Raw genomic sequence first — 24,830 nt, 5'->3', positions numbered from 1 at the left:
CACTGGTGCTGCACGCCTTCGGATACTGGGTCACGCGCTACCGGCGTACGTGGCGTGGCTCGATCGTGCTCAACGTACTGAATCCGTTGCTGTTCCTCATCGGCATCGGCGCCGGCCTGGGTGCCCTCGTCGACGACAACGCGCCAACCCAGATCGCCGGTGTCTCCTACGCGGCGTTCTTCGCCCCGGGCATGCTGGCCGCCGCCGCGATGCAGAACGCGTTCCTGGAAGGGTCGGCGGGAGTCGCCCGAGCCGCGGGCTTCGGGGCCTACCGCAGCGCCACCCCGACGCCTCTGCGACCGGAGCAACTCGCCGCCGGGCACCTGCTCTTCATCACCGTCCGGGTGCTCATCGCCAGTGGCGCCTTCGTCGCGGTGATGGCCGCGTTCGGGCTGATCGGCGGCTGGTGGGCGCTCGGCGCCCTGCTCGGCGCGACGCTTACCGGAGCCGCGTTCGCGACGCCGGCCGCGGCGTGGGCGGTCGGCGTGCGCAAGCTACGCCACATCGACACGGTGTTCCGCTTCGTCATCATGCCGCTCTACATGTTCTCCGGTACGTTCTTCGCCGTCTCGCAGCTACCGGAGTGGATCCGGCCGGTGTCCTACGTGCTGCCGCTGTGGCACGGGGTGGAGCTGTGCCGCACCCTCAGCCTCGGCACGGCCACGATCACCGGCAGTTGCGTCCACGTCGCCTACCTGCTGACGCTCGCGGTCGGCGGCTTCCTGGTCGCCCGGGTCACCTACCGCCGACGGCTGCACCCGTGACGGCCCACCCACCGAGCCTCGGGGAGACAGCATGAGCACCGTCGTCGTGCCGGCCTGGACGGGCCGCCGGGCCTTCGCGCTCATCGAACGCAACGCCATGATCTACCGGCGGTCGCTCACACCGCTGCTCAACGCGCTCGTCGAACCGGTCCTGTACCTGTTGTCGATAGGTGTCGGTGTCGGGCTGCTCGTCGGCACGGTCCCCGGGGTCGATGTCCCGTACGCGGTCTACGTGGCGCCGGCGATCCTGGCCACGACCGCGATGAACACCGCGTTCAACCAGACCAGCTTCGGCGTCTTCTCCCGCATGCGGGTCGAGAAGACCTACGAGGCGATCCTGCCGACACCGCTGTCGGTCACCGACATCGCCGTCGGCGAGGTCACCAGCGCGATGATCAACGCGTTGGTGACCTCGATCGGTTTCCTCACCCTCATGGCGGTCGGCGGGCTGGTCACCTCGCCCTGGGCACTGCTGGCCCTGCCAGCGTCGGTGCTGATCTCCTACGCGTTCGCCGCCGGCGGGCTGGCCGTCACGACGTACCTGCGCGACTTCCCCGACTTCCAGTACATCCAGCTCTTCATGCTGCCGATGTTCCTGTTCGCGACGACGTTCTATCCCCTGTCGGTCTATCCGGAGGCGGTGCGGCCCCTGATCCAGGCACTGCCGCTCTACCACGGCATCGAGCTGGTTCGCGAACCAGCGTTGGGCCGACTCGGCTGGGACCTGCTCATTCCGGTGGCCTACCTGCTCGCCTTCGGCTCGATCGCGATGGCCGTCGCCACCCGTCGAATGACCCGGGCGATGCTGCGCTGAGCGACGGGTCGGGCATGCCGGAACGCGTGGGCGCACGACGGATCAGGATGACGCTGTATGCCACGATCCAGACCAGCCAGAGAAGCCAGCCGGTGAGGCCGAGCAGGGCGAGCGGGTTGACGCCGCCGACGCCGTACGGGCTGGTCGTCGCGGTGACGAAGAGCAGCGTCGCGGCGAGGAGACCGGTGCCGGCGTGCCATCGGGCTATGGCGCCGGAGCGGATGCCGAACAGGGACGACCCGAGGAGTGCGGTCGCCAGGAAGACCTGGTTGAAGCCGAACAGGGCGGTGTGCAAGCCCCAGAGACCGGCGACGCTCCCACTGTCGTGCGGGGCTGCGGAGATCAGTGCGAGGCGGGTGGCCTCGACGCTGGTGAACACGACCGACTGCATGAGCACCCCGGCGAGACCGACAACAGTCAGCCGCCCGTTCTCACCACCCCGAGGGCGCGTCGGGTTCCGCGTAGCGCCGCACTCTCGCAGCAGCGGAAGCTGCTCATCTCGTGGAAGCCCAGCGAGCCGCGCGCTTGCGCCCTCGCCGGCCGTTACCCGCGAGCGTCGGTCGGGTCGTCCGCGGCGAAGTCGCGGATGGCGGCGTGGATGGCCGCGCCGTACGGGTCGTCCGGCAGGTGTAGCAGGTGTTCGCTGGCCCGAGCGAGGTGCTCCCGGGCCTGGGCGGGATTGCCCAGCCGTCGGTGGCAGTCGGCCAGGTTCAGGTGCAGCGACGGCAGGAACGCCTGGACCTGGAGCGAGGACAGGTAGCGCTGGGCGCGCTCGTCGGTCAGGTCGGACACGGCGGCCAGGGCACGCTCGTCCCAGCTCAGCTCCGCCTCGGTGGTGTCCTGGAGATCGGCGAGGTAGTGGGCGAGGGTGCAGCGGTGGAAGGCGTCGCCGGTGGGGCCGATCTCGTCCCACAACGCGGTGAGGGCGTCGCGAGCGGGGCCGCGCTGCCCTGATCGGCCGAGCTGCACCGCCTCGCCGATACGGGTCATGGTCGGGTCGGGAGTCGGTTGGTCGTCCATGTCGCCGATGGTCGGGTCTCGACCCGGTCGAGGGTCAAACCGCGGCGGCGGCGAGCCCGACGAGGTGTCCTTCGGGGTCGGTGAAGAAGCCGACGACCAGCGTCCCGTCCGGGTTGGGGTGCGGCCCCGACACTCGGGTGCCGCCGAGATGCTCGGCCTGCTGCAACGCGACCTCGACATCTCCGACCGAGACGTAGAACAACGTGCGACGTGGGTAGTCCGCGCCGCCACCGACACCGCCCGGGATCCCACCACCGTCGGGGTGGACGAACCCGTAGTTGCCCGGCGCCGAGACCGCCTCTGCGGCGTCGCCCGCGACGTCGAACTGCCAGTCGAAAAGCTTGCCGTAGAAACCGCGCAACCGTTGCGGATCGGTCCCGATGATCTCGAAGTGCACCACTGGGTTTCCCATGGTCTCTCCTTCGTTCTCGTTTGCGAGACCGTAACCGGTCGCGGTTGCTAAAAACAACCACAGGGGAGCGATTAACATGTAGGGCATCGGTGCGGGGAGAGGGGCCGACATGCCGACCAGCCGCAGCTACGGTGACGCCTGCGGGATCGCCCGCGCCCTCGACGTCGTCGGGGAGCGGTGGGCGCTGCTCGTCGTCCGCGAACTCCTGCTCGGGCCGCAGCGCTTCTCCGACCTGCGCCGGGCGCTGCCGGCGGTCAGCTCCAACATGCTCACCGACCGGCTCCGCGAGTTGGAGGGCCATGGCGTGGTGCGTCAGCGCCGACTGCCGCCCCCTGCGGCCTCGATGGTGTACGACCTCACCGAGTCCGGCCGTGAACTGGAGCCGATCGTGCTGGCGCTCGGTGGCTGGGGAATGCGCGTACCCCTGCCCCCGGCTCCGACGCACCTCAGCGCGACCTCGGTGTTGCTGTTCCTGCGCGGCTCGCGGCGCCCGAGCCCATCGACGGCACCGGCCACCTACCGGTTCGAACTCACCGGACAGGTGTGGACGATCCGCACCCGGGACGGGCAGGTCCACGTCGAGCCCGGCGAGCCAGCCCACCCCCACGCCGGCCTGCGCACCGACCCCACCACGCTCAACCGCCTGCTCGACGGGTCCACCGCACTGGCCACCGCCGTCAGCGTCGGCGCGGCGGTTGTCAGCGGGGACGAGGCCGCGCTACGCCGACTCCTCGAAGTGCGGGCCGCGGATCGTCGGCCTGGAGCTCGGGTCGGTGAAGCGGAGGCGATAGACCGCGGGCATCGGCATGCGCCGCTCGAAAACCCAGTCCACGGCAACGCCGAGACCACCTAGCGCGCGGGCGATCAGGGTGCTGTGGCTGGCCGCGACGACACACCGGCCGGGGTACGTCGCGGCGAGCGCTCGCACTGCCGCGACGCCACGGATCGTCACCTGGTCCAGGCTCTCGCCCCCGGGCCGCGCGAACGACGGCTCGGCCCAACTTTGTTCGTAGTGGGGCTCCCAGTCGGTGGTGAACGGGAGCCCGTCGTCCCACTCCCGCAGCTCCGCGCAGGTGTGCACCGCCAGACCGAGGGCGTCAGCGGTGGGTTGGACGGTCTGGATGGCCCGCCGGTACGGGCTGGACCACACCGCGACCGGGCACGGCTCGACGAGCGCGTCGACCAGGTCACGTGCCTGCCCAAGGCCGGTCGGGGTGAGCGGCCGGGCGCGCTCGTCCAGGCCGTCCGCCGCCGGCTGGACGGACACCGCGTGACGGACCAGAACCACCTCGGCGTACACGGCCGGATTTTCCTGTCTGCTGGTGACCACGGGTCGTCGGGACTCCTGCCGGTGTGCTGGCCGGCGTCAGCGGGACTGGGCGCTGGCCAGCGCTTCGGCCGTTGCGGGCGCAGGTCGCGCACCGATGAGGTTTGCGCGCCGCGCCCGTCTGTACGTGTGAGATCGACTGACGAGAGGCTGGCACGATGCGGAAACTGATCTTCGGTATGAACCTGAGCCTGGACGGCTACATCGCCGCGCCGGGCGACGACCTCGGCTGGAGCGTACCGAGCGACGAGCTGTTCCAGTGGTGGTCCGACCGGGTGGAAGCGACAAGCCTGGCGCTGTACGGACGCAAACTGTGGGAGGCGATGAGCTCCCACTGGCCCACGGCCGACCAGCAGCCCGGCGCCACACCGGCGGAGATCGAGTTCGCCCGCCGCTGGCGGGACATGCCGAAAATGGTGTTCTCCTCGACGACCCGTACCGTCGACTGGAACACCCGCCTGGTCGTCGGCGACGCGGTCACCGAGATCACCCGGCTCAAGGCCGAAGACGGCGGCCCCATGGACATCGTCGGCGCCACACTCGCCGCGGCGGCCATGCGGGCCGGGCTGATCGACGAGTACGTGCTGCTCACCGCACCGACCCTGCTGGGCGGTGGCACGCCGTTCTTCACAGCCCTGGACAACTGGGTGAACCTGAACCTGGTGGAGACGCGGACGTTTCCCGGCGGCGTGGTACTGACCCGATACGAGACGAGGCGATGAGCACGGGCCGGGCCCCGGTCGACGACATGTGTGATCACCGTGTCGGTGGCAGGTCCAGCCATGGTTTGTCGGCGGCGTCGAATCCGGTGAGCTCGGCGATCTTCCCGTCGACGATGTGCAGGACCGCGATGGCGAACAGCCGGTACTCCGGGTCGTCGGGGCTGCGGAGGTACAGCGCAGCGGCAGGCATGCGGTTGACCGTCGTGGGGATACCGCGCCAGTCGTCGTGGCCGCGTTGGAAGAGCCCACCGGAGACCCAGCCGTCCACCGCCTCCTTGGCGGTGGTGGTCACGGTGCCCGGATCGGGCAGCATCGCGAAGCGCAGGCCGTCGCGCAGGAGGGACGTCAGCCCGTCGAGGTCGTTGCGCTCATGGGCCCTGATGTACGACGTCACCGCGCCGCGCTCGTCATTCGACAGCTCGTGGGTGGCGGGACTCCGCCAGTCGAGGCGGCGGTCGGGCAGCTGCTCACGCATCGTCACACGAGCCCTCTGCAGGGCGCTGGTCACCGATGCGACGGTCAGCTCGAGGGCGTCGGCGGCTTTCGACGCCGGCCAGCCGAGGACGTCGCGCAGGATGAACACCGCCCGCTGCCGCGGCGGCAGGTGCTGGACGGCGACGATGAACGCCAGCTCGATCGTCTCCCGTGCCACCACCGACTCCTGCGGGTCCTCGGGGAGCATCCGGTCGGGGTACGGCTGCAGGTACGGCACCTCGGAGTCGGGGTCCGGCAGCTCGGACAGTACGGGTGTGCGGTCGTTGCGCTTCTCCAGGAAGTCGAGGCAGGCGTTCGTCGCGATCCGGTACAGCCAGGTCCGCAGGGCCGCGTGGCCCTTGAACGACTCCCGCTTGCGCCATGCTCGCAGGAACGTCTCCTGCGTCAGGTCCTGAGCGTCCTCGTAGTTCGCGACCATCCGGTAGCAGTGCACCTGCAGCTCACGCCGGTGGCGCTCGGTCAGCAGCGCGAACTGCCCGGAATCCTCCGCACGGACCGCGGCGATGAACGTGGCCTCGTCGGCACCCAGCCGTCTGGCGTCGGTCATGGTCGTTGATCCTTCCACCGGTGCGAGTACGCCAACAGAACTGACGACGTGGCGGAGGATTTCTCATCGGTGCGGCCGCTCCCACCGGCGGTACGCCGGCCCAGCACGACATGCGGCATGTCGTGCTGGGCCGGCGGCCGCCGTCGACCGTCCGGCCCGCCGCCGCGGGCGGACGGTGCCGGTGATCTGCGACCACGTCCTTCAGCCCTGGGCGGCGATGCCCTCAAGCACTGAGCGGACGGACGTCGGGCGGCGCCCGATGAGGGTCTGCAGCGTCGGGTCGGTGACGGCGAACTCGCCCCGGCGCGCCGCGCGGTACATGCCGAGGGTGAAGTCGGCTGCCGCCGCCGGGAGGCCCCGCGCGATGGCATCGGCCCGCCACTGGTCGTCATCGGCGACGACGCGCCTGACGGTCCGGCCCGTGATGGCACTCAGGATGCCGGCCACCGCTTCGAGGTCGAGCATCTCCGGCGCGGTCAGTGGTGCCGTGACGCCGTCGAGCGCGCCGTCCTCGGCGAGGGCGACGGCCGCGGCCTCGGCCAGGTCGGCGTGTGCGGTCCAGGAGACCGGACCGTCCGCCGGTGCCACGAGCTGACCGGTGTCGAGGGCCGTACCGATGGCGAAGCTGAGCGTGCTCGCGTAGAAGCCGTTGCGCAGGGCGGTGAACGCGACGCCCAGCCCGGCCAGGTGCTCCTCGGTCGCGGCGTGCGTGAGCTGGGCGGGGAAGAGCGAGTCCCGGGATGCCGCCTGGTGGCTGGTGTAGAGGATGCGCTTGGCTCCGGCGGTGTGGGCGGCGTCGATGGCGGCCAGGTTCGCGGTGACCGCACCGCTGCCGCGGATGGCGGCGGACACGACGAGCACCTTCTCGGCACCCTCGAAGGCGTGTTGCAGCGTGGCCGGTTCGGTGAAGTCTCCGGCGCGGACCCGTACGCCACGCGCGGCGAGACCCGCGGCCCTGGTCACGTCGCGGACGCTGACGCCCACGGTTTCGGCGGGAACCCGATCGAGGAGCCGGTCGACGATCTGGGAGCCGAGCTGACCGGTGGCGCCGGTGATGACGATCATGATGAGCACTCCTTGTTGTCGGTGTTAACGCCGAAACGTTAGCAGTGATAATTCGAGGATAACAAGATGCTGTTAGCATTGATTCATGACTCCGGCGCAGGACACGGCATCGCGGGACGACGTACGGCTCGGCATCGTCACGGCAGCCAGCCAACTACTGCGGGACAGGGGCGCGAACGCGGTGACGACGCGAGCCGTGGCCGAGGCGGCGGGTGTGCAGGCGCCCACCATCTACCGCCTCTTCGGTGACAAGGACGGCCTGATCGATGCCGTCGCGGAACACGTCATGGCCACCTACGTCGCTGCCAAGGCGGCCGCGGTGCAAGCCGCCGAGCCTGACCCGGTAGCGGACCTGCGCCACGGATGGCGGGTGCACGTCGAGTTCGGCCTGGCGAATCCAGAGCTGTACGCGCTCATCGGCACACGAGGGCGCGGCGGGCCGTCACCGGCGACGGCTGCGGGTATCGAGGTGCTGCGCACCCGCGTACGACGACTGGCCGCGACCGGCCTGCTGCGGGTCGACGAGCAGCGGGCCCTCATGATGATCCACGCCGCCGGCAACGGCACCATCCTCGCCCTCCTGGCGACGCCCCCGCAGCAGCGCGACAGTGGTCTGAGTGACGCCATGTTCGATGCCGTGCTCGGCAGCATCCTGGTGAGCACTCCGGCGACACCCGACACGACCGTGCGGGCGGTGGCGGTCACCTTCGCCACGGTGGTGCCCGACCTCCCGGGGCTCAGCGACGCCGAACGCGCGCTCATGACGGAGTGGCTGCACCGTTCGCTGGGAATATGACTCGACGGGCAGCTGCTCGGCTTGTAGCTTCCAGCTGACCGTGACACCGCCCGAGGAGGTGAGACCCATGAACGCTGTACCGATGTGGGTGCTCCCCGTCCCGTCATGGCCGAGCGACTGACGTAGGTGTCGCCGGGAGCGCCTCGCCAACAAGGCACTCTCGAAAGGCAACGTCATGCCTGCTCTGCACGCCCCCGCCGACCGCGCACACCGGGACTTCGACGTGATCATCGTCGGATGCGGGCCCACCGGCGCCATGCTCGCCGCCGAACTACGGCTGCACGATGTACGGGTCCTCATTCTGGAGAAGGAGACCGAGCCCGCGTCGTTCGTCCGCATCGTCGGTCTGCACATCCGCAGCCTTGAGCTGATGGCGATGCGCGGACTGTTGGATCGCATCCTCCCGCACGGACGACGGCGTCCGGCCGCCGGCTTCTTCGCCGCCATCGCCAAACCCGAGCCCAGGGGCCTGGATTCCGCGTACGCCTATCTGCTGGGTATTCCGCAGCCGGTCATCGTGAACCTGCTCGAAGAACACGCGATCGCACTGGGTGCGCAGGTCCGACGCGGTCGCACGGTCGCCGGTGTCGAGCAGGACGACGAGGGTGTCACCGTCGACATGGCCGACGGGGAACGGCTGCGGTCGCGCTATCTCGTCGGCTGCGACGGCGGGCGCAGCACGGTGCGCAAGGTGCTCGGTGTCGGCTTCCCCGGCGAGCCCGCACGGACCGAGACGCTGATGGGCGAAATGAAGGTGGGCGCGCCACCGGAGGAGATCGCCGCGAAGGTGGCCGAGATCAGCGAAACGCGTCGCCCCTTCTGGCTCCGGCCCTTCGGCAACGGGGTCTACAGCGTCCTGGTCCCCGCCGCGGGAGTCAGCGACCGCGCGGAGCCACCCACCATCGAGGACTTCCAACAACAGTTGCGCGCGATCGCCGGGACCGATTTCGGTGTGCACTCCCCGCGCTGGTTGTCCCGCTTCGGAGATGCCACCCGGCTGGCCGAACGGTATCGGGTCGGGCGGGTGCTGCTGGCCGGCGACGCGGCACACATCCATCCACCCATCGGCGGGCAGGGCCTCAACCTGGGCGTACAGGACGCGGTCAACCTCGGTTGGAAGCTGGCCGCGCAGGTCCGGGGCTGGGCGCCGGACACGCTGCTGGACACCTACCAGGCCGAACGTCATCCGGTCGCCGAGGAGGTGCTGGACAACACCCGCGCCCAGAGCGAGTTGCTGTCCCCCGAACCGGGCCCACAGGCCGTCCGCAGGCTGCTCACCGAACTGATGGACCTCGACGAGGTGAACCGCCATCTGATGGAGAAGATCACCGGGCTCGGCGTCCGGTACGACTTCGGGACGGGCTCCGACCTGCTCGGCCGCCGCCTGCGCGACATCGCTGTCAAACAGGGCAACCTCTACGGTCTGTTGCACGGCGGCCGGGGCCTGCTGCTGGACCGCACCGAACGCCTGACCGTCGGCGGCTGGTCAGACCGGGTCGATCACCTGGCGGATCCCACCGCCGAGTTGGACGCCCCGGGTGTCCTGCTCCGCCCCGATGGTCACGTCGCCTGGGTCGGTGACGATCAGCGGGATCTGGACGAGCACCTCTCCCGCTGGTTCGGCGAGCCCGCCCACTGATCTCCGGCCGGCCGCCCGACGTCGAGGAGTGCGGCGGGACCAACCAGCGGCGGACGGGCCCGGGGCGACGCTCTCGGTCACCCCGGGCCCGTCCGCCGCTCGCGCCGCCGGCACGTCAGGTGCGGTTGAACCCCCACCGGGCCGACTGTCATGACGGATCGTTCGTCGCGTCGTACTCGTCGTGCAGCCGCCACCACTGGTAGGGCTGGGTCTGCGGCCACCCTTCCGGCGAGTCCTCCCAGGTCTCCTGGCGGCCGTACGGTGTCAGGTCGAGGAAGGTCCAGTTGCTGCCGAGCCGCTCTACGCCCCGGGAGGTGGTGGTGTAGGTGCGGAAGATCCGGTCGTCGACGCGGAGGAAGACGTTCAGCGCGAAACCGTCACCGGTTCCCATGTCGACGTTGAAGCTGTTGTTCAGCGACGAGTACCAGGGCAGGTCCCAGCCCATTCGCCGCCGCAGCGCCAGCAGGTCGTCCAGTGGGCCGTGCGACGTCAACGCCAGGGTGACGTCGCGGGCGTTGAGGTGGGCCGGGTGTCCGACGTTGTCGGTGAACAACGAGCAGCCGGAGCAGACGGCGTCGCCGCCGTGCCACATGAAGGTGTACACGATGAGCTGGCGGCGGCCTTGGAACAGGTCGCTCAGAGTGGCAGGCCCGTTCGGGCCCTCGAACACGTAGTCCTGCTCCACCGGCGTCATCGGCAGTCGGCGACGCGCTGCGGCCATCGCGTCGAGCTGGCGGGTGAGTGCCTTTTCCTGGACGCGCAGGGTGTCCACAGCGTCCTGCCAGTCCTCGGTCGGCACGATCGGCGGGTGGTTCATGAGAGAGCCTCCTTCGTCTTCACGCACTCGGGGGGAGGGGGCAGTCCGTTCCCTAAGGGGATGGACTGATGTGACGCTAACAGAGTTAGTTCCTTGAAGGAACTGCCTTGCGTATCGTGGTCCCATGCAGCGAACGCGGTTCGGCGCCATGGCCTGCTCGATCGCCCGCACCCTCGACGTCATCGGTGAGCCGTGGTCTCCGCTGATCCTGCGGGACGTCTACGCCGGCACACACCGCTTCGAGCAACTCCAGCGGAGCCTCGGCATGTCCCGCAAGGTGCTCGCCGAGCGGCTGAACTGGCTTGTCGAACAGGGCGTCCTGACCCGGCGTGAGTATTCTGCCCGGCCGGTCCGGCACGAGTACCTGCTCACCGACAAGGGCACGGAGCTCTGTGACCTGCTGCTCGTCATGGTGCGGTGGGGTGACCGGTGGACGGCGGGCGAGGCCGGGCCGCCGGTGCTCTACCGCCACCACGCCTGCGGCAAGATCAGCCACGTGGAACTACGGTGCTCGGAGTGCGAACAGCCGATGCGGGCCACGGACATCGATCTGTTGCCCGGGCCCGGCGCCCACCCCGCATCCTGACCACCGGATCGTTCGACGCCGCCGAGGTCCGCGCACGAAGCGCTGGCCTCCGCACGCCGGTGCTCATCCTGCACGGTGTCGAGGACACGAACGTTCCCCTCGGGCAGGCCGTGCACCTGCCCTGTCGAGTACGAAATTCGTGATCTCCCCACGAGAAGGCCACTCGATCCGGGAGCGCAACCACCAACTCGACGTCCCGCGTCGAACCCGCGCCCGGTTCGACCGTCGGCCGCGACCCTGAACGCGGCGCACGCGGCCCTCGCCTTGATCGACTCGGGTTTGCGAAAGGCGGGGTATCCGGGCGGCCGGGATGCCCCGACTTCCGCAAACCCGAGTCGATCGTGCCCGCTGGTGGCGGCTCGGGGTCGTGAGCGCGGCGCGGGATGGGTGGTTTGCCCGGTGCGGGGTGTTCGTGGCTGCGACCGGAGCTGGATCGGCCCGATGCTTCCGGCTGCGCGGGATTCGCCCGTTGAACATCCGGTCGCCGGCCCCGGTCGCCACCCTCGATCCGTTTCGCCGCACGGACGAGGAGCGGAGCCGCATCGTCGACAGGGGGCCACTCCTGCCCGTCACCCGGCGCGCCGAATCGCCCGGTGCCGCTCGACCGGGAGCAGATCATCGCGGCGGCCGTCGCGCCGGTAGGCCACCCTCGCAGCCCGCATCGTCACCGTGCCTCGCCGACGCGACCTTCAGGGTGCCTCAACCCAAGTGGCAGCAGGCGCACCATGCCCCCGGACCTGCCGGTGATGCCTCACTGCACCGCAGATCACCATTACTGGTTTTCCGATAACAGTAATTCGTTAAATGAGCGCCACAAAAAGGACAGAACGGGCGTGCATCATAATGACAGTTCTTGTGCGTAATGAATCAGTCTGGTGTGGATGCCGACGGTTCGGTGGTTGTCCTGCCCCGACGGACGTGTTGAGCTGCCGGTCATGGATGGAGGAACGGGCGTGGGTGCCGCGCGGGGGCAGTTGCTTGACGATGTCGCCGACCTGGTTCCGACGTTCTCCGCGCCGCGGTGCGTACGGGTGGCCGTCGACGGGGTCGATGGGGTGGGTAAGTCGACGTTCGCCGGCGAGTTGGCCGCGTTGCTCAGCGGCCGGGGACGCGCTGTCGTGCACGTGTCGGCGGACGACTTTCATCACCGCCGGGCTGTGCGGCACCGCCGGGGGCGTGATTCGCCGGAAGGCTTCTGGCTCGACAGCTACGACTACGACGCCCTCGTCCACGACGTGCTGGAGCCGTTCGGTCCCGGGGGCTCACGCCGCTACCGTCCTGCTGCTCACGATCTTCGGACCGACGAGGTCCTGGATCTCGCCTGGCGGACCGCGGAGCCCGGCACGGTACTCATCGTCGACGGGCTGTTCCTGCACCGTGACGAGCTTGTGGAGTTCTGGGACCTCTCCGTCTTCCTTGACGCGCCGTTCGCCGTCACCGTGGCGCGGATAGCCGGACGCGACGGCTCGCATCCGGATCCCGACCATGCCAGCGTCGGCCGCTACGTCGGCGGCCAGCGGCTGTACTTCGCCGCCTGCTCGCCGCACGATCGCGCGGACGTCGTCATCGACAACCAGGACGTGACCCGACCGGTCCTCACCAAAGTCGACATCGGCCGACGAGGGTCGGGATGAGGGAGAACGAGCCGACCCGCACCGGGCCCACGATTTTTCGGCCGATTGCGGTGATCGTGGTGTGGACCCACCCTGCGTCGGTCAGGGGTTGATCAGTTTCCAGTCTCCTTCGGAGATGACCTCAACTGTGCCATCGGCCACCTTGATGGCGGTGTTGTCGTCGATGGCGTAGGTCGGGACCGGGATTCCGGACGCCCAGTTCTGGATGGTGGACAGGTCGGTGTCCTCCATGTCCGGATGATTGAGATGGGGGTACAGGGTGAAATCCACAAGCCCCAGCGCCCGGTCGGCATGCTGCGCCATGTCGCTGCCGTCGGGGACGAAGGCACGGTCGAAGTCGGCGTCGCAGTTGTACGGGGTGACCGCGATGCTTCCGGCGCTGACCCCCACATAGACCGTGTCACTCAGCGACGGCAGGAGGTCGGCCAGGCCCGACTGGCGCAGCCAGTAGGTCAGGTACAGCACGTCGCCGCCCCAGACCAGGAGGGCATCGGCCTCCCGGACCGCCGGGACCCAGTTCTCTTCTCGAATGGTCGGCAGCGCGGTGAGCTCCAGAATCCCCAGGGACTTCCAACCGAGCTGGGACAGCGGGATCGAAGCCTGGCCGTGGATCGCCTTCCACGCCCTCTCGGCTCCGCCGGGGAAGGGGTAGACACCGGTGGGGACGAACAGGGCCGTGGCCTCGGCGATCGGCTTGCCCAGCAGGTCGACGAGCGCGTCGGAGATGCTCGGATTGCAGATGCCCGCCGACGTGAGAAGAAACTTCATCAAATCCGCTCTCCTGAAGCCACCACCTGCCCGTGAGGACCAGCATCCCCGATCGTTGACCCGAGCGATACATCGCTGGATCAGCCGCCGGCAGCCGTCCGCACCCGATAGCGCAGGTGAAGCACCCGGTTACCCGGGATCACCACGTCCGGATCCTCCAACAGGTGCTGCGCGTCGACCGACCCGAAGTAGCGCTTGCCGGACCCGAACACGACGGGTACGACGTCCATGCGCACCTCGTCGACCAGGCCCGCGGCAAGTACCTGACCACCGACGTCGCCAGCGGCGACCTCGACGATGCGCTCACCCGCCAGCTCCTGTGCCTTGGCCACGGCTGCCTCGATGCCGTCGACGAAGTGAAACGGCGCCTCGGGGGCCCAGCCCTCGGGCGGCGGCCGGTGCGTCACGACGACCACGTGGTCGATTCCGCTCGGCGGTTTCCCGTCCCAGCCGTCGGTCATGTCGAAGACGCGACGGCCGGCGATCGTGACGGCGATCTGGTCCCAGTACGGCCGGACGTAGTCGTAGGACGTTTGCGACACCGTCAACGCGCCGCTGTCGTCCAACGGGACGTCACCGCCGGACAACCAGTCGAACAGCGGCCCGGGCTGGTCGTTGTCGTCGGCGATGAAGCCGTCCACCGACACCGAGCTGTACATGACCACCGTGCCCACGGGCTCTCCTCTGCTCTGGGGCCCCCACGTTAGCGTGTCGTGAGCTGGCGTTCTTGTAAGAAATCAATCGGCCGGCAGCGGCCAACTGTCCAGCACGTGGCCGCCGGGATGCTCGCGCAGGAAGCGCCGCCGGGCTTCGACGTACCGGGTCGGCGTGAGCCCGGTGAACGCACGGAACTCGTGGCCGAAGTGGGCCTGGTCGAAGTGGCCGGCGGCACCGGCGAGGTCGCCCCAGTCGATCGGCTGCCGCTGACACCGGCCGCCGCCCGCACGTCGCCGATCGTCACCGCCCCGCTCGTCGCGCCGCGCGCGGTCAGCCCACCTGCCGTCCGTGGGCAGCGCGTGCCGCTGCGACCTCGGCGGCCTGGCGTGCGCGCCACCGCCTCTGGGCGTCGCTGTTGCACACTCGGCATACCCTGCGGTATCGACCACTCGTGGGATCGATCTCCCGCTCGTGCCCGTTGCGGCAGCGCGGCTGCTGGGTGCGCTCGCGGCAGGTCTCGGCGTGGGTCACCTGTCGCAGGTGGGTGGGTTCGATGCAGTCCGGCGTGCCACAGAGGTGGCCCACGTCCAACTCGGGGTCGTAACCACCCACGAAGACGACGTAGGCCGTGATGTGTGCCCACGCCCTCCCGGCGAGCTTCTGGTGCACGCCCCGCTGGCTGCCGTAGCCGCGCACGATCAGGCAGCCGTCGTCTCGTCGCACCGAACGATCGATGAGGTACGCGCGCAGGGTCTCCTCGGTGAAGTGGCGGGACAGACCCGTCAGCTGCGACAGCATCTCGCCAGGTTAGGTCAGCGCCCCGACACGTCCCCGCCGGCAGCGGCGGCGAACGGGGCCGCGACGTCGGCCGACCCGTGGGCGGGCAGTTCGAGGAGGTCACGGGCGCCCTGCCGGAGCAGGGCCGCGGCGACCGAGGTGCCGAGGGTGATCGGGTCCGCCGCCCACTCGTGTACGTCGAGCACCGTCTTGCCGTCCAGGCTGATCACCCGTGCCCGCAGGCCGAGGCGGCCGTCCGGTTCGGTGCGGGCGAGCGCGGCGATGGGGGAGTGGCAGTTGCCCTGGAGGATGTGCAGCATGGTCCGTTCGGCCACGGTCTCCTGTTGTGCCCGTGGGTCGCCGAGGCCGGCGGCCAGGTCACGGGTGCGGGTGTCGTCGTCGCGGCATTGCAGGACCAGGGTGCCGGAGCCGACGGCGGGGACCATCGTGTCGACGTCGATCGGGTGGGTGATCCGAGCGGCCTGGCCGATCCGTCGCAGCCCGGAGACCGCGAGCAGCAGCGCGTCGTACGTGTCGCCGGCGTCGAGTTTGGCCAGTCGGCTGTTCGCGTTGCCGCGGATGGCCACCGGCGTCAGGTGCGGCCAGTGCAGGGCCAACTGCGCGACCCGTCTTACCGCGGAGGTGCCGATCCGGGTGCCGGCGGGCAGGTGCTCGATCGGCAGGCCGGACGGGTGCACGAGGCAGTCCCGGACGTCGTCGCGGGCCAGGTAGGCGGCCATCACCGTCCCGGCTGGTGCGGGCCGGTCCCCGGGGATGTCCTTGACGCAGTGCACGACCAGGTCGACGTGCCCGGCGAGCAGCGCGGCGTCCACCTCCTTGGTGAACGCGCCCTTGCCGCCCAGCGCGGCCAGGTCGCCGTGCCACCGGTCCCCGCTCGTGGACATCGACAGCACCTCGACGGAGATGTCGGGGTGTCGGTCGGCGAGCATCGCGCGGACCCGTTCGACCTGGGCCAGCGCCATCGGGGAGTTGCGGGTACCGATGCGCAGCAGGCGGGAATCCGGCATACCGGCGAGGGTAGTCCTGCCCGGGCGGCGACGAGCAGGCCGGTCGCCAGGTCGACAGCAGCGGCCGTTGGATGCCCGTGCGCGGGTCGGGGCGAGGGGGATTCCAGTTGGAGGTGGGCGTCCTGGGCGAGGAGGAGAGCACGTTTCCCTCAACTGGGGGATCCTGGTCACTGTGACCACACAACGGCTCCGGGTCGCCGCGTACGCGGTGTGTCTGCGCGACGAAAGTCTGCTGCTCGCCCGTTGGGTGTCGCCGGACGGGGCTCGGCGGCACTGGACGTTGCCCGGCGGAGGGGTCGAGCACACCGAGGATCCGTTCGACGCCGTCGTGCGCGAGGTCGCCGAGGAGACGGGGTACGAGGCCCGGGTCGAGCAGTTGCTCGGCGTGCACTCGCGGACCAGGCAGGTGCAGTCCTACGACGACTCGGGCGTTGTCGACCTGCACATGGTGGCGGTCTTCTACCGGGCCGGGATCGTCGGCGGTGAGCTTCGGCCCGAGACGGGTGGTTCGACCGACCTGGCGCAGTGGGTTCCGCTGGCGCAGGTCGTGACGTTGGAGCGTTCCGTCGTCGTCGACGTCGGTGTGGAGCTGCACCGCAGCGCGCCGCCCACCGGTCACGTGGAGCCGATCGACACGACCGGTCTGCTGCGGCACTGACCGCCCCACCCAGGTCTCGCCGGTGCCGGCGGTCGCCCCACGCGTCACGTGTGGGGGCTGCGCGGTTGGACGTCTCGCAGCCAGGCCGGACGCGTCCCCCAGAAGTCCGACGGGGTGCTACCCCATTCGCAGGCCGGTCCCACGTGGTGATCGATCTCCAGGGGCGAGGTGCCCGGATCAGCCGCGAACCGGGTCAGGTCCTCGGCGTAGCGGACAAGTAGCTGCGTCCAGGAAGGTGCCAGCACGTCCCAGGAGACACATTCGACATCGACGCGGACCACCTGTCCGGGCGTTCCCCCCGGTGCCGGATCGAAGTCGAGCAACCACCACACGTCGCCATTCATGTCACCCACGACCACCGCGCCCGGCGAACCGACGATCGGCCGCACCGGCCCGTTCAGGCAGAGCATCTTGGTGTCGACCAGGTATGCCCAGACCTGAGGATCGTCCCAGTCCGGATCCGGGTGATGGTTGTCGCGCCACACCCGGGTCATCTCGACGAGCTGGTCGGTGTCGCAGAGGTTGGTCAGTGGTACCGGGCTGGGCTCGGGGGACGGCAGTGTCAGACCGGGGTCGGTGCCGTTGTGAACGCGGAGACTGGCGCGGAAATCCGGCGGCAGTGCCACGCCCAGGGCGGCTTCCACCACGTCGATCGCGGGTGCCGGGGCCGGCGCGTTGAGCAGCCGCAGGGACGCCGGCAGGACGCTGCTCAGGCCCGCCTCGATCCGCGCCCACGCCTCGGCGACGCGCGTGTCGACATCGACCCCCGGGCCAGTCACGACGCACACTCTAGCCGTCTCCCGAGGGGGCGCAGCTGGCCGCGCCGCGTCGGGTCCACCGTCGACAGCGCCGCTCGTCGTCTGCCGGGCATCGTCGCGGAGACCGACGATCGGCGGCCCACGAGTGGCGGGCCGGGACCCCGCATGCCGCCGTCGTGATCGGCCGCCACGGCGGCGTGCGGGTCGGTGGACGCCTCAGCTCTGGCGGTCGAGCCACTCCCGGTAGGTGGTGGGTGCGATGACGGCGTCGTCGGCGGCGATGAGGACCGCACCGGGTGCGGCGGCGAACATGCCGGCGCTGTCGTCGGTGGTGACGGTGCGCTTGTCACCGCGTGCGGCCAGCGTGATCCGTCCCAGTTCGTCGAGGGTGAAGACGTCGGGGCCGGCGACGTCGCGGACACCGCGCAGGGGTGCGCCCATGCTGACCTCGGCGACGGCCTGCGCCACGTCGGCGGCGGCCATCGGCTGTACGGGGGTGCGGGGCAGGCGGACGGTGGTGTCGTCGGCCGTCCAGGACAGGATCGCCTCGACGAACTCGAAGAACTGGGTGGCGCGGACGATCGAGTACGGGATGGGACCGGCCTTGAGGATGTCCTCCTGGAGGACCTTGGCACGGTAGTAGGCCAGGTCGGGCACCTGGTCGACGCCGACGATGGAGAGCACCACCGCGTGACCGACACCCGCGCGGGCGGCCGCGGCCAGGAGGTTGTCCATGGTCGTCTGGAAGAAGGCGGGGGAGGCGTCGTCGAAGGTCGGCGAGTTCGTCAGGTTGACGACGACCTCGGTGCCGGTGAGTGCGTCGGCCAGGCCCTGCCCGGTGAGCAGGTCCACCCCGGTGGAGAGCGAGAGTGGCACCGCGTCGTGCCCGGCCGCCTGCAAGATCTTGACGACCTGTGACCCGATGAGGCCGGTCCCGCCCAGTACGGCGATCTTCATGCCCATGCACCTTCCCGTGGCTGTGTGGTCGTTCGTCCGGTTGCTGACGCTCCAGCGATACTCGGACTTCCGCTGTCCGGGTAACTATATCCGGACAGCGGAAGTCCGAGTATGCGAGGGTGCGTGTGTCAGCTCACCGCGCCACCGCCCGCTGCCGGTCGACGTCGCGATCGAGATCAACGGCCGCACCCCGACTAGGGTGGCGACATGAAGATGTCCGGCGGGGTCGAGTGGGCCCTGCACTGCTGCGTGGTGCTGACGGCCAGCCACACGCCCGTGGCGGCGGCCAAGCTGGCGGAGCTGCACGACGTCTCCAGCAGCTATCTCGCCAAGCAGCTCCAGGCCCTGGCCCGTGCCGGCCTGATCCACTCCGTGCAGGGCAAGTCGGGCGGCTACGTGCTGACCCGCGCACCCGAGAGCATCACCCTGCTCGACGTGGTGCAGGCCATCGACGGCCCCGGCCCGACCTTCGTCTGCACCGAGATCCGCCAGCGCGGCCCGTTCGCGACGCCGGCCGACGCCTGCACCACGCCGTGCCCGGTCGCCCGCGCCATGTGGGCAGCCGAGGACGCCTGGCGTCAGGCACTCGCCGCCGTCACGATCGCCGACCTCGCCGGTGACGTCGACGCCACCTCCGGCCCCGAGGCCCTCGCCGGCATCCAGGCGTGGTTGACAACCGGCACGGGCTGAGCGCGCTCAGCCCGTGTGGCGTACCTCGCTGTCCCAGATCTGCGCCCACGGACGCCGCAGCCCTCGGCACACGTGGATCGGGCCGTCGTTCTCGTCATTCTCCACCTCGACCCGCTGGTCCACCCGCCCGGCGAGCGTGCACTCGTCGAACCAGGCGGTCAGCGGGTCGGCACGCTGCCAGCCGACCGCGATGACCACGTCCGCGCTGGCGGGCGGCTGACCGAAGTCGGCCATGCTGTTGTGCCCCGAGTAGGCCCGGGGCAGCGCACGGGTCGGACCGTAGCGGGCCAGCGCGCCGGCCTCGCCGTAGTTGTCGGTCAGGATGACCGCCCGGGAACGCTCCTCGGGCGCGAGCCCACGATGGACGGCGGCGACCGAGTCGGCGAACGCCGGCCAGCCGATCGTCTCACCGGCGTCGTAGTTGACGTCGACCACGAAACCGGGCAACCGCTCGGCCGGCAGCACCGGCAGCAGCAGCACGATGCTGGGCAGCAGCAACGGCACCACGCCGAGCGCGAGCAGCCCCCGACGCAGCCGGACCGACCCGCGCGACGCCCACGCGACGGTCACCACCGCGCCGGCGGCGGTGAGCACCAGCAGCAGCGGCGCGTCGTAGTAACCCTTGCCACCGGCGATCAACACGATGCCGAACACGACCAACCAGGCCCAGCCCACCGCCCGGTAGGCCCGCCACGCCGGGCGGCGCAGCAGCGCGACGAGGCCGGCGATCCAGATCGGTACGGCATACGGGCTGATGATGACGAACTGGAGGGTGAACGCGTCGAGGCGGCCACTGTAGGAGCTGTCACCCCCGGAGATGGAGGCGGCGACGCCGAGCTGCGGGAAGCCGTGCGTCGCCTGCCAGATCAGGTTGGGTGCGGCCAGCAGCACGGCGATCCCGGCGGCGGCGAGCACCCACCTGTCGCGCAGCAGCCGACGGGGCCCGGCGATGAGCACGCCGGTGATCAGGCCCACGGCCAGGAGCGCGGGCAGCAGCTTGCTGAGCATGCCCACACCGAGCGCCAGCCCGATACCCAGCGCCCAGCGGCTGTCGCCGGAGCGCAACAACCGCACCGCGCACCACGCCGCGGCCAACCAGACCAGCAGGTCGACGGTGGTGGTGCTGAGCAGGTGCCCGCTGGCGAGCACGATGCCGGACAGCGCGGCCAACACCGCCGCGAAGATCTGGGCGGCCCGACCGGCGCCCCACTCGCGGGCGATGGCGGCGACCAGCAGCACCGCCGCGCCGGCCAGCAACGCCGACGGGGTACGCAGGATCACCAGGTTGCCCGGCGCGATCGTGTCCAGGAGCCGGGCCAGCACCGGGACCAGCGGGCCCTGGTCGACGTAGCCCCAGTCGAGGTGTCGGCCGGCGAGCAGGAAATACAACTCGTCGCGGTGATAGCCGTAGCGGCCGGCGAGCAGCAGCAGGACCATACTCGTCGCCAGGGCCACCAGCCACGGCCCGCGGGTGGGCACACCGGGCTCCGTCGACGGTGCCGTCTGGGCTGGACGCTGCGGCCGGTCGGTGTCGATCGCGGGCTCGCTCATGGGCACATGATGACGGGCGGGCCGGTCGCGTGGGTGCCCGTACCGGGGTCCGGTGGCCTCCCCGTGCAGGTGGGTGAGCCGGGTGCGAAGATCGGCTTCTGACTCGGACCGGAAGGACGATATGCGCTATCGCACTCTGGGCGGCACCGGCACGGTGGTGTCGACCCTGTGTCTGGGCACGATGACGTTCGGTGCGGAGACCGACGAGGCCGGCAGCTTCGCCCAACTGGACCGGTTCGTCGAGGCCGGGGGCACCTTCCTCGACACCGCCGACGTCTACTCCACGGGTGTCTCCGAGAGCATCGTCGGGCGCTGGCTGCGGGCCCGGCCCGACCTGCGCGACCGACTGGTGATCGCCACCAAGGGCCGCTTCCCGATGGGGCCGGGGGCGAACGACGCCGGCCTGTCCCGGGTGCACCTCACCCGCGCCCTGGATGCCAGCCTGCGACGGCTCGGCGTCGAGGCCGTCGACCTCTACCAGGCGCACGCCTGGGACCCGCTTACCCCACTGCCGGAGACGCTGCGGTTCTTCGACGACGCGGTGCGCGCCGGCAAGATCCGTTACGCGGGGGTCAGTAACTTCACCGGTTGGCAGTTGCAGAAGGCCGCCCTGCTCACCCAGCACCTCAACCTCACCCCGATCGTGACCCTGCAACCGCAGTACAACCTGCTGGCCCGGGAGATCGAGTTCGAGCTGGTGCCGGTCTGCGAGAACGAGGGCATCGGCATCCTGCCGTGGTCGCCGTTGGGTGGTGGCTGGCTGACCGGCAAGTACCAGCGCGACAGCACGCCCACCGGCGCGACCCGCCTCGGGGAGAACCCGCAGCGCGGCGTCGAGGCGTACGCCGGTCGTAACGCCGAGGAGCGCACCTGGCGGGTGCTCGACGTGGTCGGCCGGGTCGCCAAGGAACGCGGCGTGTCCATGTCGGCGGTGGCGTTGGCCTGGCTGGCCGCCCGCCCGGCGGTCACCTCGGTGATCCTCGGCGCGCGCACCACCGCGCAGCTCGACGACAACCTGACCGCCGCGGACCTGGTCCTCGACGCCGAGCAGATGCGGTTGCTCGACGAGGCCAGCGCCCCGCTCGTGGGCGACTACCCCTACGGCGGGGCGGGTGTGCGCCAGCGCGCCCGCGACCTGCCGACCGCGCCGTGATCGCCTTCCCCGAGCCCACCGCCCCGGCTAGCAGCCGCACCGAGGTCTTCCTGCGCTACCTGGACTACTTCCGGGAGTCCGTGGTGGCCAAGGTGTCGGCGCTGGCCGAGCCGGAGTTGCGGCGCACCCGGCTGTCGTCCGGGTGGACCCCGCTGGAGTTGCTCACGCACCTGCGGCACGTCGAGCGGCGCTGGATCGAGTGGGGTTTCCAGGGCCGGGACGTCGCCGAGCCGTGGGGTGACCGCCGCGACGACCGCTGGTACGTCGGCCCCGACGAGACCCGGGCGGACCTGGTGGCGGCGCTGCGGGCGCAGGGCGCGCACACCACGGCGGTGGTGACGGCGCACGACCTGGCGGAGGTCGGTGCGCCGGGGCCGCGCTGGAACGGCGCGGCCCCGGCGTCGCTGGAGCGGGTGCTGTTGCACCTGGTGCAGGAGTACGCCCGCCACCTCGGCCACCTCGACGTGGTCGCCGAACTGGCCGGGGGTCCGACCGGAGAGTGACGCCGCCGCCTCGACGGTGACGACGAGGCGCGGGCGCAGTCTCGTGGAGCATCCCGCCGCAACCGGCGGGGTGCGAAATTGCCGTTGTGGCAGAGAACAGGAAATTCGCTGTCACGCCACTGACATCGTTCAGGTTCTGGCACGACGTGGCGCTGACGCCCACGTCCAAGCCCGGCTACCCCGCTCACCTGGAGCGGTGCGGCCGGATTCGCCGCAGCGTCTCCTCACCGGTCCACCGGCGAGACCCCAACTTGTCGCTCTGTCATTGATGCGTCACCTTGAGTGATGGTCTTTTCGCGTTGACGAATGGAAGGCTGCCGATGGCTGCCCAGCCCCGGTGCGAGCCGTCCAGGGCCGAGCCACCCGCCACGGGGGCAGATCTTCCGCCGTTCGTCTTCCGAAGAAGGGTGTCACGTCATGCGAGCTGGATTCTCTGATCGAACCAACGACGAGTTCCTGCAAGAGGTGCTGACCAAGGTCAACGAACTGCGGGCACGGCACGGATCGTCGCCGCTTACCCTCGACCCGGAACTTGTGGAGTATGCGAAGTCGAGGGCGTCCTTCATGGCCGAGAGCACCACGCTCACCCACGAGGGCCTGCGACCGGACACCGGTGAGAACGCGTCGTGGGCGGGCGCCTCAACCGGCCCCACGGCGGGCTCGGGCACTGCCGCGGTAGACGGCTGGTACGCCGAGCACAGCAACTACAACTTCGCCACGGGCGAACCCATCGACTCCACGAAGCCCATCGGGCACTTCACCGCACTGGTCTGGAAGAACACCACGAAGCTGGGCGTTGGGCGGGTCGCCGGCCAGGGCACGAAGTGGTGGGAGACCTTCATCGTGGCCAACTTCTCGCTGCCCGGAAACATGGAAGGCCAGTACGTGATGAACGTGGGTCCCGCGAGCTGACACACCGATCCCTCGGGGCGGGGCGTACCGGCGAATGCCCGGTGCGCCCCGGTCCGCGCCCGGAGCCGGGGTGTTCTCAGTTGAGGAGCCCGAGGGCGACGTCCCACAGCCGTTGCGCGTTGGCCGGATCGAGCGCGTACCGGGCGACGCCCGCGTAGTTCGCGGGCATCTCGTCTACCACCGGGGCCTCGGTGACGTCCTCGAAGTAGCGCCCGCCGACGCCGTCGACAAGTGGCGAGCCGGCCAGCAGGGCGGTGGTCGCGGCCCCCTGCTGCGGGGTCTTGTGCTGTTCCTTGGGCGTACGCAGCCCGCCGGTGTGCTTCTGGAGGCCGGTCGCGATGGCGCCGGGGTTCAGCGCGTTGGCGTAGATGCCCGCACCGGACCAGCGCCGGGTCGCCTCGACGGCGAGCAGCACCTCCGCGGTCTTGGACTGCCCGTAGGCGAGGAACGGGTCGTACGGGCGGAATCGGAAGTGCAGGTCGTCGAAGATGACGGGGGAGAACAGGTGCCCGCTGGAGGCGACCGAGACGACGCGTGCGCCACCGGCGGCGGCCAACGCGTCGTGCAGCCCGAGGGTCAGCGCGAAGTGGCCCAGGTAGTTGGTGGCGAACTGCATCTCCCAGCCCTCGGGGGTGTGCTGGAGGTGCGGCAGCGCCATGATCCCGGCGTTGTTCACCAGGATGTGCAGGGGCTGGTCCCATCCGTCGACGAACCTGCGCACCGATCCCTGGTCGGCCAGGTCGAGTTCCCGTGCGCTGATGTCGGTGTTTCCCGTTGTTGCCGTGATGTCCGCGATGGCCGTTTCGGCGACGCTGGTGCGGCGGACCGCCAGCACGACCTCCGCACCCGCCCCGGCGAGGGCCCGGGCGGTCTCCACACCGATTCCGCCCGCGCCGCCGGTGATGATCGCGCGCTTGCCGGTCAGGTCGACGCCAGCGAGCACCTCCGCGGCGGTGGAGCTGAACCCGAACGGAGTCTCGATGCGCTGTGGTGCCATGTGTCCCATTCCTCTCGTCGTGCCTGGTGACCCACTCTTCCCGCATCCCAGGGGTTCAGGCTTGGCCCCGCTTTTCCTGGTAGTGGCAGGGCCAGGCTCACGCCGGTGGGTGCGCCGCCGGCTAGCGGGCCTCGGCCCAGCCGACGAAACGCGGGGTCAGGTCGGGTAGCGCGACGCCCGGGTTGATCGCGGTGAGGTCGGCTTCGGCTGCCTGCTGCACCGTCGCCAGGTGAGCCAACAGGCCCGGCCGGTCCTCGCGGTACTCGCCGAGCAGGCGCAGCTTCGCGGCCGAGCACGGCCACAGGATGCCGCAGACCGGGCAGCGCCACGAGGGGCGCAGCGGAGAGTGCTGCCGGCGTCCGGGCATCAGACGACCCGCACGGGACCGGTGCGCCGGATCGGCGCGGGTGGGCGGGTCTCGTTGGCCCGGCGGGGGGCCCGGAACTGCACCTGCACGCCGTTGCGCAGCACGTACAGCTCGCGCCGTGCGATTGCTTCGCCCTTCGGGCTCAGCTCGTAGGCCTCCAGCCAGAGCCAGCCGTCGTAGGTGTGCCGTTCGGGTAGCTCCCGGATGACCCGGACGACGATCGGCTTGTGGAACTGCACGCTCGCGGCGGTGGTCAACCGGACCACGTCGCCGGCCCGCAGTGTGTCGGTCATCTCCGCCCCTCCGGCCGCCTCGGTTCTGCTCGCTCGTCTGGCATCGCTCTCCCCTCTCGCACCGTCCACACAACACCTTGCCCAGGGTCGTCGGACAATCACACAGCGTTGTGTAATCTCCTG

The 24,830-nt window shown here is 70.2% G+C and carries 29 protein-coding genes and 2 pseudogenes; 14 read left to right on the top strand and 17 right to left on the bottom strand.

Annotated elements, in window-relative coordinates:
* Nucleotides 1-5 precede the first annotated feature (5 nt).
* Together ACGFIW_RS20025 and ACGFIW_RS20020 are read left to right on the top strand one after the other, a co-directional pair.
* Complete coding sequence (locus ACGFIW_RS20025) at nucleotides 6-764, top strand: ABC transporter permease (protein ID WP_393317641.1); 759 nt, start codon at nucleotides 6-8, stop codon at nucleotides 762-764.
* A gap of 31 nt (nucleotides 765-795) precedes the next feature.
* The gene (locus tag ACGFIW_RS20020) at nucleotides 796-1,578 is read left to right on the top strand and encodes an ABC transporter permease (protein WP_393317638.1); all 783 of its coding nucleotides are present in this window, start codon (nucleotides 796-798) and stop codon (nucleotides 1,576-1,578) included.
* Here ACGFIW_RS20020 and ACGFIW_RS20015 read toward each other — a convergent pair.
* The 3 genes from ACGFIW_RS20015 to ACGFIW_RS20005 form a co-directional block, all read right to left on the bottom strand.
* Nucleotides 1,493-1,969 (bottom strand): hypothetical protein, encoded by a 477-nt coding sequence (locus ACGFIW_RS20015; protein WP_393317635.1) that lies wholly within the window; start codon nucleotides 1,967-1,969, stop codon nucleotides 1,493-1,495. The two genes, ACGFIW_RS20020 and ACGFIW_RS20015, sit on opposite strands and share 86 nt — an antisense overlap.
* Before the next feature lie 152 nt (nucleotides 1,970-2,121).
* Nucleotides 2,122-2,598, bottom strand: coding sequence for a tetratricopeptide repeat protein (locus tag ACGFIW_RS20010; protein ID WP_393317632.1), 477 nt, complete (start codon nucleotides 2,596-2,598; stop codon nucleotides 2,122-2,124).
* Between the two features lie 34 nt (nucleotides 2,599-2,632).
* Entirely contained in the window at nucleotides 2,633-3,010 is a 378-nt protein-coding gene (locus ACGFIW_RS20005; RefSeq protein ID WP_393317629.1) for a VOC family protein, read from the bottom strand.
* Nucleotides 3,011-3,119: 109 nt separating this feature from the next.
* Between ACGFIW_RS20005 and ACGFIW_RS20000 the strand changes: the two genes are divergently transcribed.
* Nucleotides 3,120-3,863 carry a winged helix-turn-helix transcriptional regulator gene (locus tag ACGFIW_RS20000; protein ID WP_393317627.1) on the top strand — a complete coding sequence of 248 codons (744 nt, stop codon included), beginning with the start codon at nucleotides 3,120-3,122 and terminating at the stop codon, nucleotides 3,861-3,863.
* Here the strand turns inward: ACGFIW_RS20000 and ACGFIW_RS19995 are convergent.
* Nucleotides 3,840-4,277: pseudogene (locus tag ACGFIW_RS19995) on the bottom strand (histidine phosphatase family protein); the annotation flags it as partial. The gene ACGFIW_RS20000 and the pseudogene ACGFIW_RS19995 sit on opposite strands and share 24 nt — an antisense overlap.
* Before the next feature lie 218 nt (nucleotides 4,278-4,495).
* On the opposite strand from ACGFIW_RS19995, the gene ACGFIW_RS19990 reads away from it, so the two are divergent.
* The gene (locus ACGFIW_RS19990) at nucleotides 4,496-5,059 is read left to right on the top strand and encodes a dihydrofolate reductase family protein (protein ID WP_393317624.1); all 564 of its coding nucleotides are present in this window, start codon (nucleotides 4,496-4,498) and stop codon (nucleotides 5,057-5,059) included.
* 34 nt (nucleotides 5,060-5,093) lie between these two features.
* On the opposite strand, the gene ACGFIW_RS19985 is transcribed toward ACGFIW_RS19990, so the two are convergent.
* Both ACGFIW_RS19985 and ACGFIW_RS19980 read right to left on the bottom strand, forming a co-directional pair.
* Nucleotides 5,094-6,101, bottom strand: coding sequence for an RNA polymerase subunit sigma-70 (locus tag ACGFIW_RS19985; RefSeq protein ID WP_393317622.1), 1,008 nt, complete (start codon nucleotides 6,099-6,101; stop codon nucleotides 5,094-5,096).
* A 201-nt stretch (nucleotides 6,102-6,302) separates the two neighbouring features.
* A complete protein-coding gene (locus ACGFIW_RS19980) occupies nucleotides 6,303-7,166 on the bottom strand; it encodes an NmrA family NAD(P)-binding protein (protein WP_393317620.1) in 864 nt (287 codons plus the stop codon).
* Between the two features lie 85 nt (nucleotides 7,167-7,251).
* On the opposite strand from ACGFIW_RS19980, the gene ACGFIW_RS19975 reads away from it, so the two are divergent.
* A complete protein-coding gene (locus tag ACGFIW_RS19975) occupies nucleotides 7,252-7,962 on the top strand; it encodes a TetR/AcrR family transcriptional regulator (protein WP_393317618.1) in 711 nt (236 codons plus the stop codon).
* 175 nt (nucleotides 7,963-8,137) lie between these two features.
* Nucleotides 8,138-9,601 (top strand): rifampin monooxygenase, encoded by a 1,464-nt coding sequence (gene rox, locus ACGFIW_RS19970; RefSeq protein ID WP_393317615.1) that lies wholly within the window; start codon nucleotides 8,138-8,140, stop codon nucleotides 9,599-9,601.
* 148 nt (nucleotides 9,602-9,749) lie between these two features.
* Here the strand turns inward: rox and ACGFIW_RS19965 are convergent, their stop codons facing one another.
* A complete protein-coding gene (locus ACGFIW_RS19965; RefSeq protein WP_393317612.1) occupies nucleotides 9,750-10,418 on the bottom strand; it encodes a DUF899 domain-containing protein in 669 nt (222 codons plus the stop codon).
* Nucleotides 10,419-10,542: 124 nt separating this feature from the next.
* Between ACGFIW_RS19965 and ACGFIW_RS19960 the strand changes: the two genes are divergently transcribed.
* The 3 genes and pseudogenes from ACGFIW_RS19960 to ACGFIW_RS19950 all read left to right on the top strand — a co-directional run bounded on the left by ACGFIW_RS19960 (nucleotide 10,543) and on the right by ACGFIW_RS19950 (nucleotide 12,638).
* Nucleotides 10,543-11,004, top strand: a complete 462-nt coding sequence (locus tag ACGFIW_RS19960) for a winged helix-turn-helix transcriptional regulator (protein ID WP_393317609.1) — start codon at nucleotides 10,543-10,545, stop codon at nucleotides 11,002-11,004.
* Nucleotides 11,005-11,018: 14 nt separating this feature from the next.
* Nucleotides 11,019-11,245: pseudogene (locus tag ACGFIW_RS19955) on the top strand (S9 family peptidase); the annotation flags it as partial.
* Between the two features lie 694 nt (nucleotides 11,246-11,939).
* Nucleotides 11,940-12,638, top strand: a complete 699-nt coding sequence (locus ACGFIW_RS19950) for an AAA family ATPase (RefSeq protein ID WP_393317606.1) — start codon at nucleotides 11,940-11,942, stop codon at nucleotides 12,636-12,638.
* 81 nt (nucleotides 12,639-12,719) lie between these two features.
* Here ACGFIW_RS19950 and ACGFIW_RS19945 read toward each other — a convergent pair whose 3' ends face one another.
* The 4 genes from ACGFIW_RS19945 to hemC form a co-directional block, all read right to left on the bottom strand.
* Nucleotides 12,720-13,406 carry a Type 1 glutamine amidotransferase-like domain-containing protein gene (locus tag ACGFIW_RS19945; protein WP_393317603.1) on the bottom strand — a complete coding sequence of 229 codons (687 nt, stop codon included), beginning with the start codon at nucleotides 13,404-13,406 and terminating at the stop codon, nucleotides 12,720-12,722.
* Nucleotides 13,407-13,486: 80 nt separating this feature from the next.
* Nucleotides 13,487-14,080 carry a dihydrofolate reductase family protein gene (locus tag ACGFIW_RS19940; RefSeq protein ID WP_393317600.1) on the bottom strand — a complete coding sequence of 198 codons (594 nt, stop codon included), beginning with the start codon at nucleotides 14,078-14,080 and terminating at the stop codon, nucleotides 13,487-13,489.
* Nucleotides 14,081-14,393: 313 nt separating this feature from the next.
* Nucleotides 14,394-14,861: an HNH endonuclease gene (locus ACGFIW_RS19935; RefSeq protein ID WP_393317597.1), complete on the bottom strand. Its 468-nt coding sequence runs from the start codon at nucleotides 14,859-14,861 to the stop codon at nucleotides 14,394-14,396.
* A gap of 14 nt (nucleotides 14,862-14,875) precedes the next feature.
* Nucleotides 14,876-15,868, bottom strand: coding sequence for a hydroxymethylbilane synthase (gene hemC / locus ACGFIW_RS19930; protein WP_393317595.1), 993 nt, complete (start codon nucleotides 15,866-15,868; stop codon nucleotides 14,876-14,878).
* 172 nt (nucleotides 15,869-16,040) lie between these two features.
* On the opposite strand from hemC, the gene ACGFIW_RS19925 reads away from it, so the two are divergent.
* The gene (locus tag ACGFIW_RS19925; protein ID WP_393317592.1) at nucleotides 16,041-16,526 is read left to right on the top strand and encodes an NUDIX hydrolase; all 486 of its coding nucleotides are present in this window, start codon (nucleotides 16,041-16,043) and stop codon (nucleotides 16,524-16,526) included.
* A gap of 44 nt (nucleotides 16,527-16,570) precedes the next feature.
* Here the strand turns inward: ACGFIW_RS19925 and ACGFIW_RS19920 are convergent, their stop codons facing one another.
* Both ACGFIW_RS19920 and ACGFIW_RS19915 read right to left on the bottom strand, forming a co-directional pair.
* Nucleotides 16,571-17,305 (bottom strand): SMI1/KNR4 family protein, encoded by a 735-nt coding sequence (locus ACGFIW_RS19920; RefSeq protein ID WP_393317589.1) that lies wholly within the window; start codon nucleotides 17,303-17,305, stop codon nucleotides 16,571-16,573.
* 195 nt (nucleotides 17,306-17,500) lie between these two features.
* Entirely contained in the window at nucleotides 17,501-18,241 is a 741-nt protein-coding gene (locus tag ACGFIW_RS19915; RefSeq protein ID WP_393317586.1) for an SDR family oxidoreductase, read from the bottom strand.
* 207 nt (nucleotides 18,242-18,448) lie between these two features.
* On the opposite strand from ACGFIW_RS19915, the gene ACGFIW_RS19910 reads away from it, so the two are divergent.
* Nucleotides 18,449-18,931 (top strand): RrF2 family transcriptional regulator, encoded by a 483-nt coding sequence (locus ACGFIW_RS19910; protein WP_393317583.1) that lies wholly within the window; start codon nucleotides 18,449-18,451, stop codon nucleotides 18,929-18,931.
* 6 nt (nucleotides 18,932-18,937) lie between these two features.
* Here ACGFIW_RS19910 and ACGFIW_RS19905 read toward each other — a convergent pair whose 3' ends face one another.
* The gene (locus tag ACGFIW_RS19905; protein WP_393317580.1) at nucleotides 18,938-20,482 is read right to left on the bottom strand and encodes an ArnT family glycosyltransferase; all 1,545 of its coding nucleotides are present in this window, start codon (nucleotides 20,480-20,482) and stop codon (nucleotides 18,938-18,940) included.
* A gap of 121 nt (nucleotides 20,483-20,603) precedes the next feature.
* On the opposite strand from ACGFIW_RS19905, the gene ACGFIW_RS19900 reads away from it, so the two are divergent.
* The 3 genes from ACGFIW_RS19900 (at nucleotide 20,604) to ACGFIW_RS19890 (ending at nucleotide 23,050) form a co-directional block, all read left to right on the top strand.
* The gene (locus ACGFIW_RS19900) at nucleotides 20,604-21,635 is read left to right on the top strand and encodes an aldo/keto reductase (RefSeq protein WP_393317577.1); all 1,032 of its coding nucleotides are present in this window, start codon (nucleotides 20,604-20,606) and stop codon (nucleotides 21,633-21,635) included.
* Nucleotides 21,632-22,138, top strand: a complete 507-nt coding sequence (locus ACGFIW_RS19895; RefSeq protein WP_393317574.1) for a DinB family protein — start codon at nucleotides 21,632-21,634, stop codon at nucleotides 22,136-22,138. Before ACGFIW_RS19900 ends, ACGFIW_RS19895 begins: the two co-directional genes overlap by 4 nt.
* 417 nt (nucleotides 22,139-22,555) lie before the next feature.
* A complete protein-coding gene (locus ACGFIW_RS19890) occupies nucleotides 22,556-23,050 on the top strand; it encodes a CAP family protein (RefSeq protein WP_393317572.1) in 495 nt (164 codons plus the stop codon).
* Nucleotides 23,051-23,126: 76 nt separating this feature from the next.
* Here ACGFIW_RS19890 and ACGFIW_RS19885 read toward each other — a convergent pair whose 3' ends face one another.
* The 3 genes from ACGFIW_RS19885 to ACGFIW_RS19875 all read right to left on the bottom strand — a co-directional run bounded on the left by ACGFIW_RS19885 (nucleotide 23,127) and on the right by ACGFIW_RS19875 (nucleotide 24,707).
* Nucleotides 23,127-24,047 (bottom strand): SDR family NAD(P)-dependent oxidoreductase, encoded by a 921-nt coding sequence (locus ACGFIW_RS19885; protein ID WP_393317569.1) that lies wholly within the window; start codon nucleotides 24,045-24,047, stop codon nucleotides 23,127-23,129.
* A gap of 121 nt (nucleotides 24,048-24,168) precedes the next feature.
* Nucleotides 24,169-24,414 (bottom strand): flavin reductase, encoded by a 246-nt coding sequence (locus ACGFIW_RS19880; protein ID WP_393317566.1) that lies wholly within the window; start codon nucleotides 24,412-24,414, stop codon nucleotides 24,169-24,171.
* Nucleotides 24,414-24,707, bottom strand: coding sequence for a hypothetical protein (locus ACGFIW_RS19875; protein WP_393317564.1), 294 nt, complete (start codon nucleotides 24,705-24,707; stop codon nucleotides 24,414-24,416). The genes ACGFIW_RS19880 and ACGFIW_RS19875 overlap by 1 nt, the downstream gene beginning before the upstream one ends.
* Nucleotides 24,708-24,830 lie beyond the last annotated feature (123 nt).

Source organism: Micromonospora sp. NPDC048935, assembly GCF_043197875.1.
Classification (GTDB): domain Bacteria; phylum Actinomycetota; class Actinomycetes; order Mycobacteriales; family Micromonosporaceae; genus Micromonospora.
The sequence above is the reverse complement of the archived record's forward strand: the minus strand, read 5'-3'. Positions and strand labels throughout refer to the sequence as shown.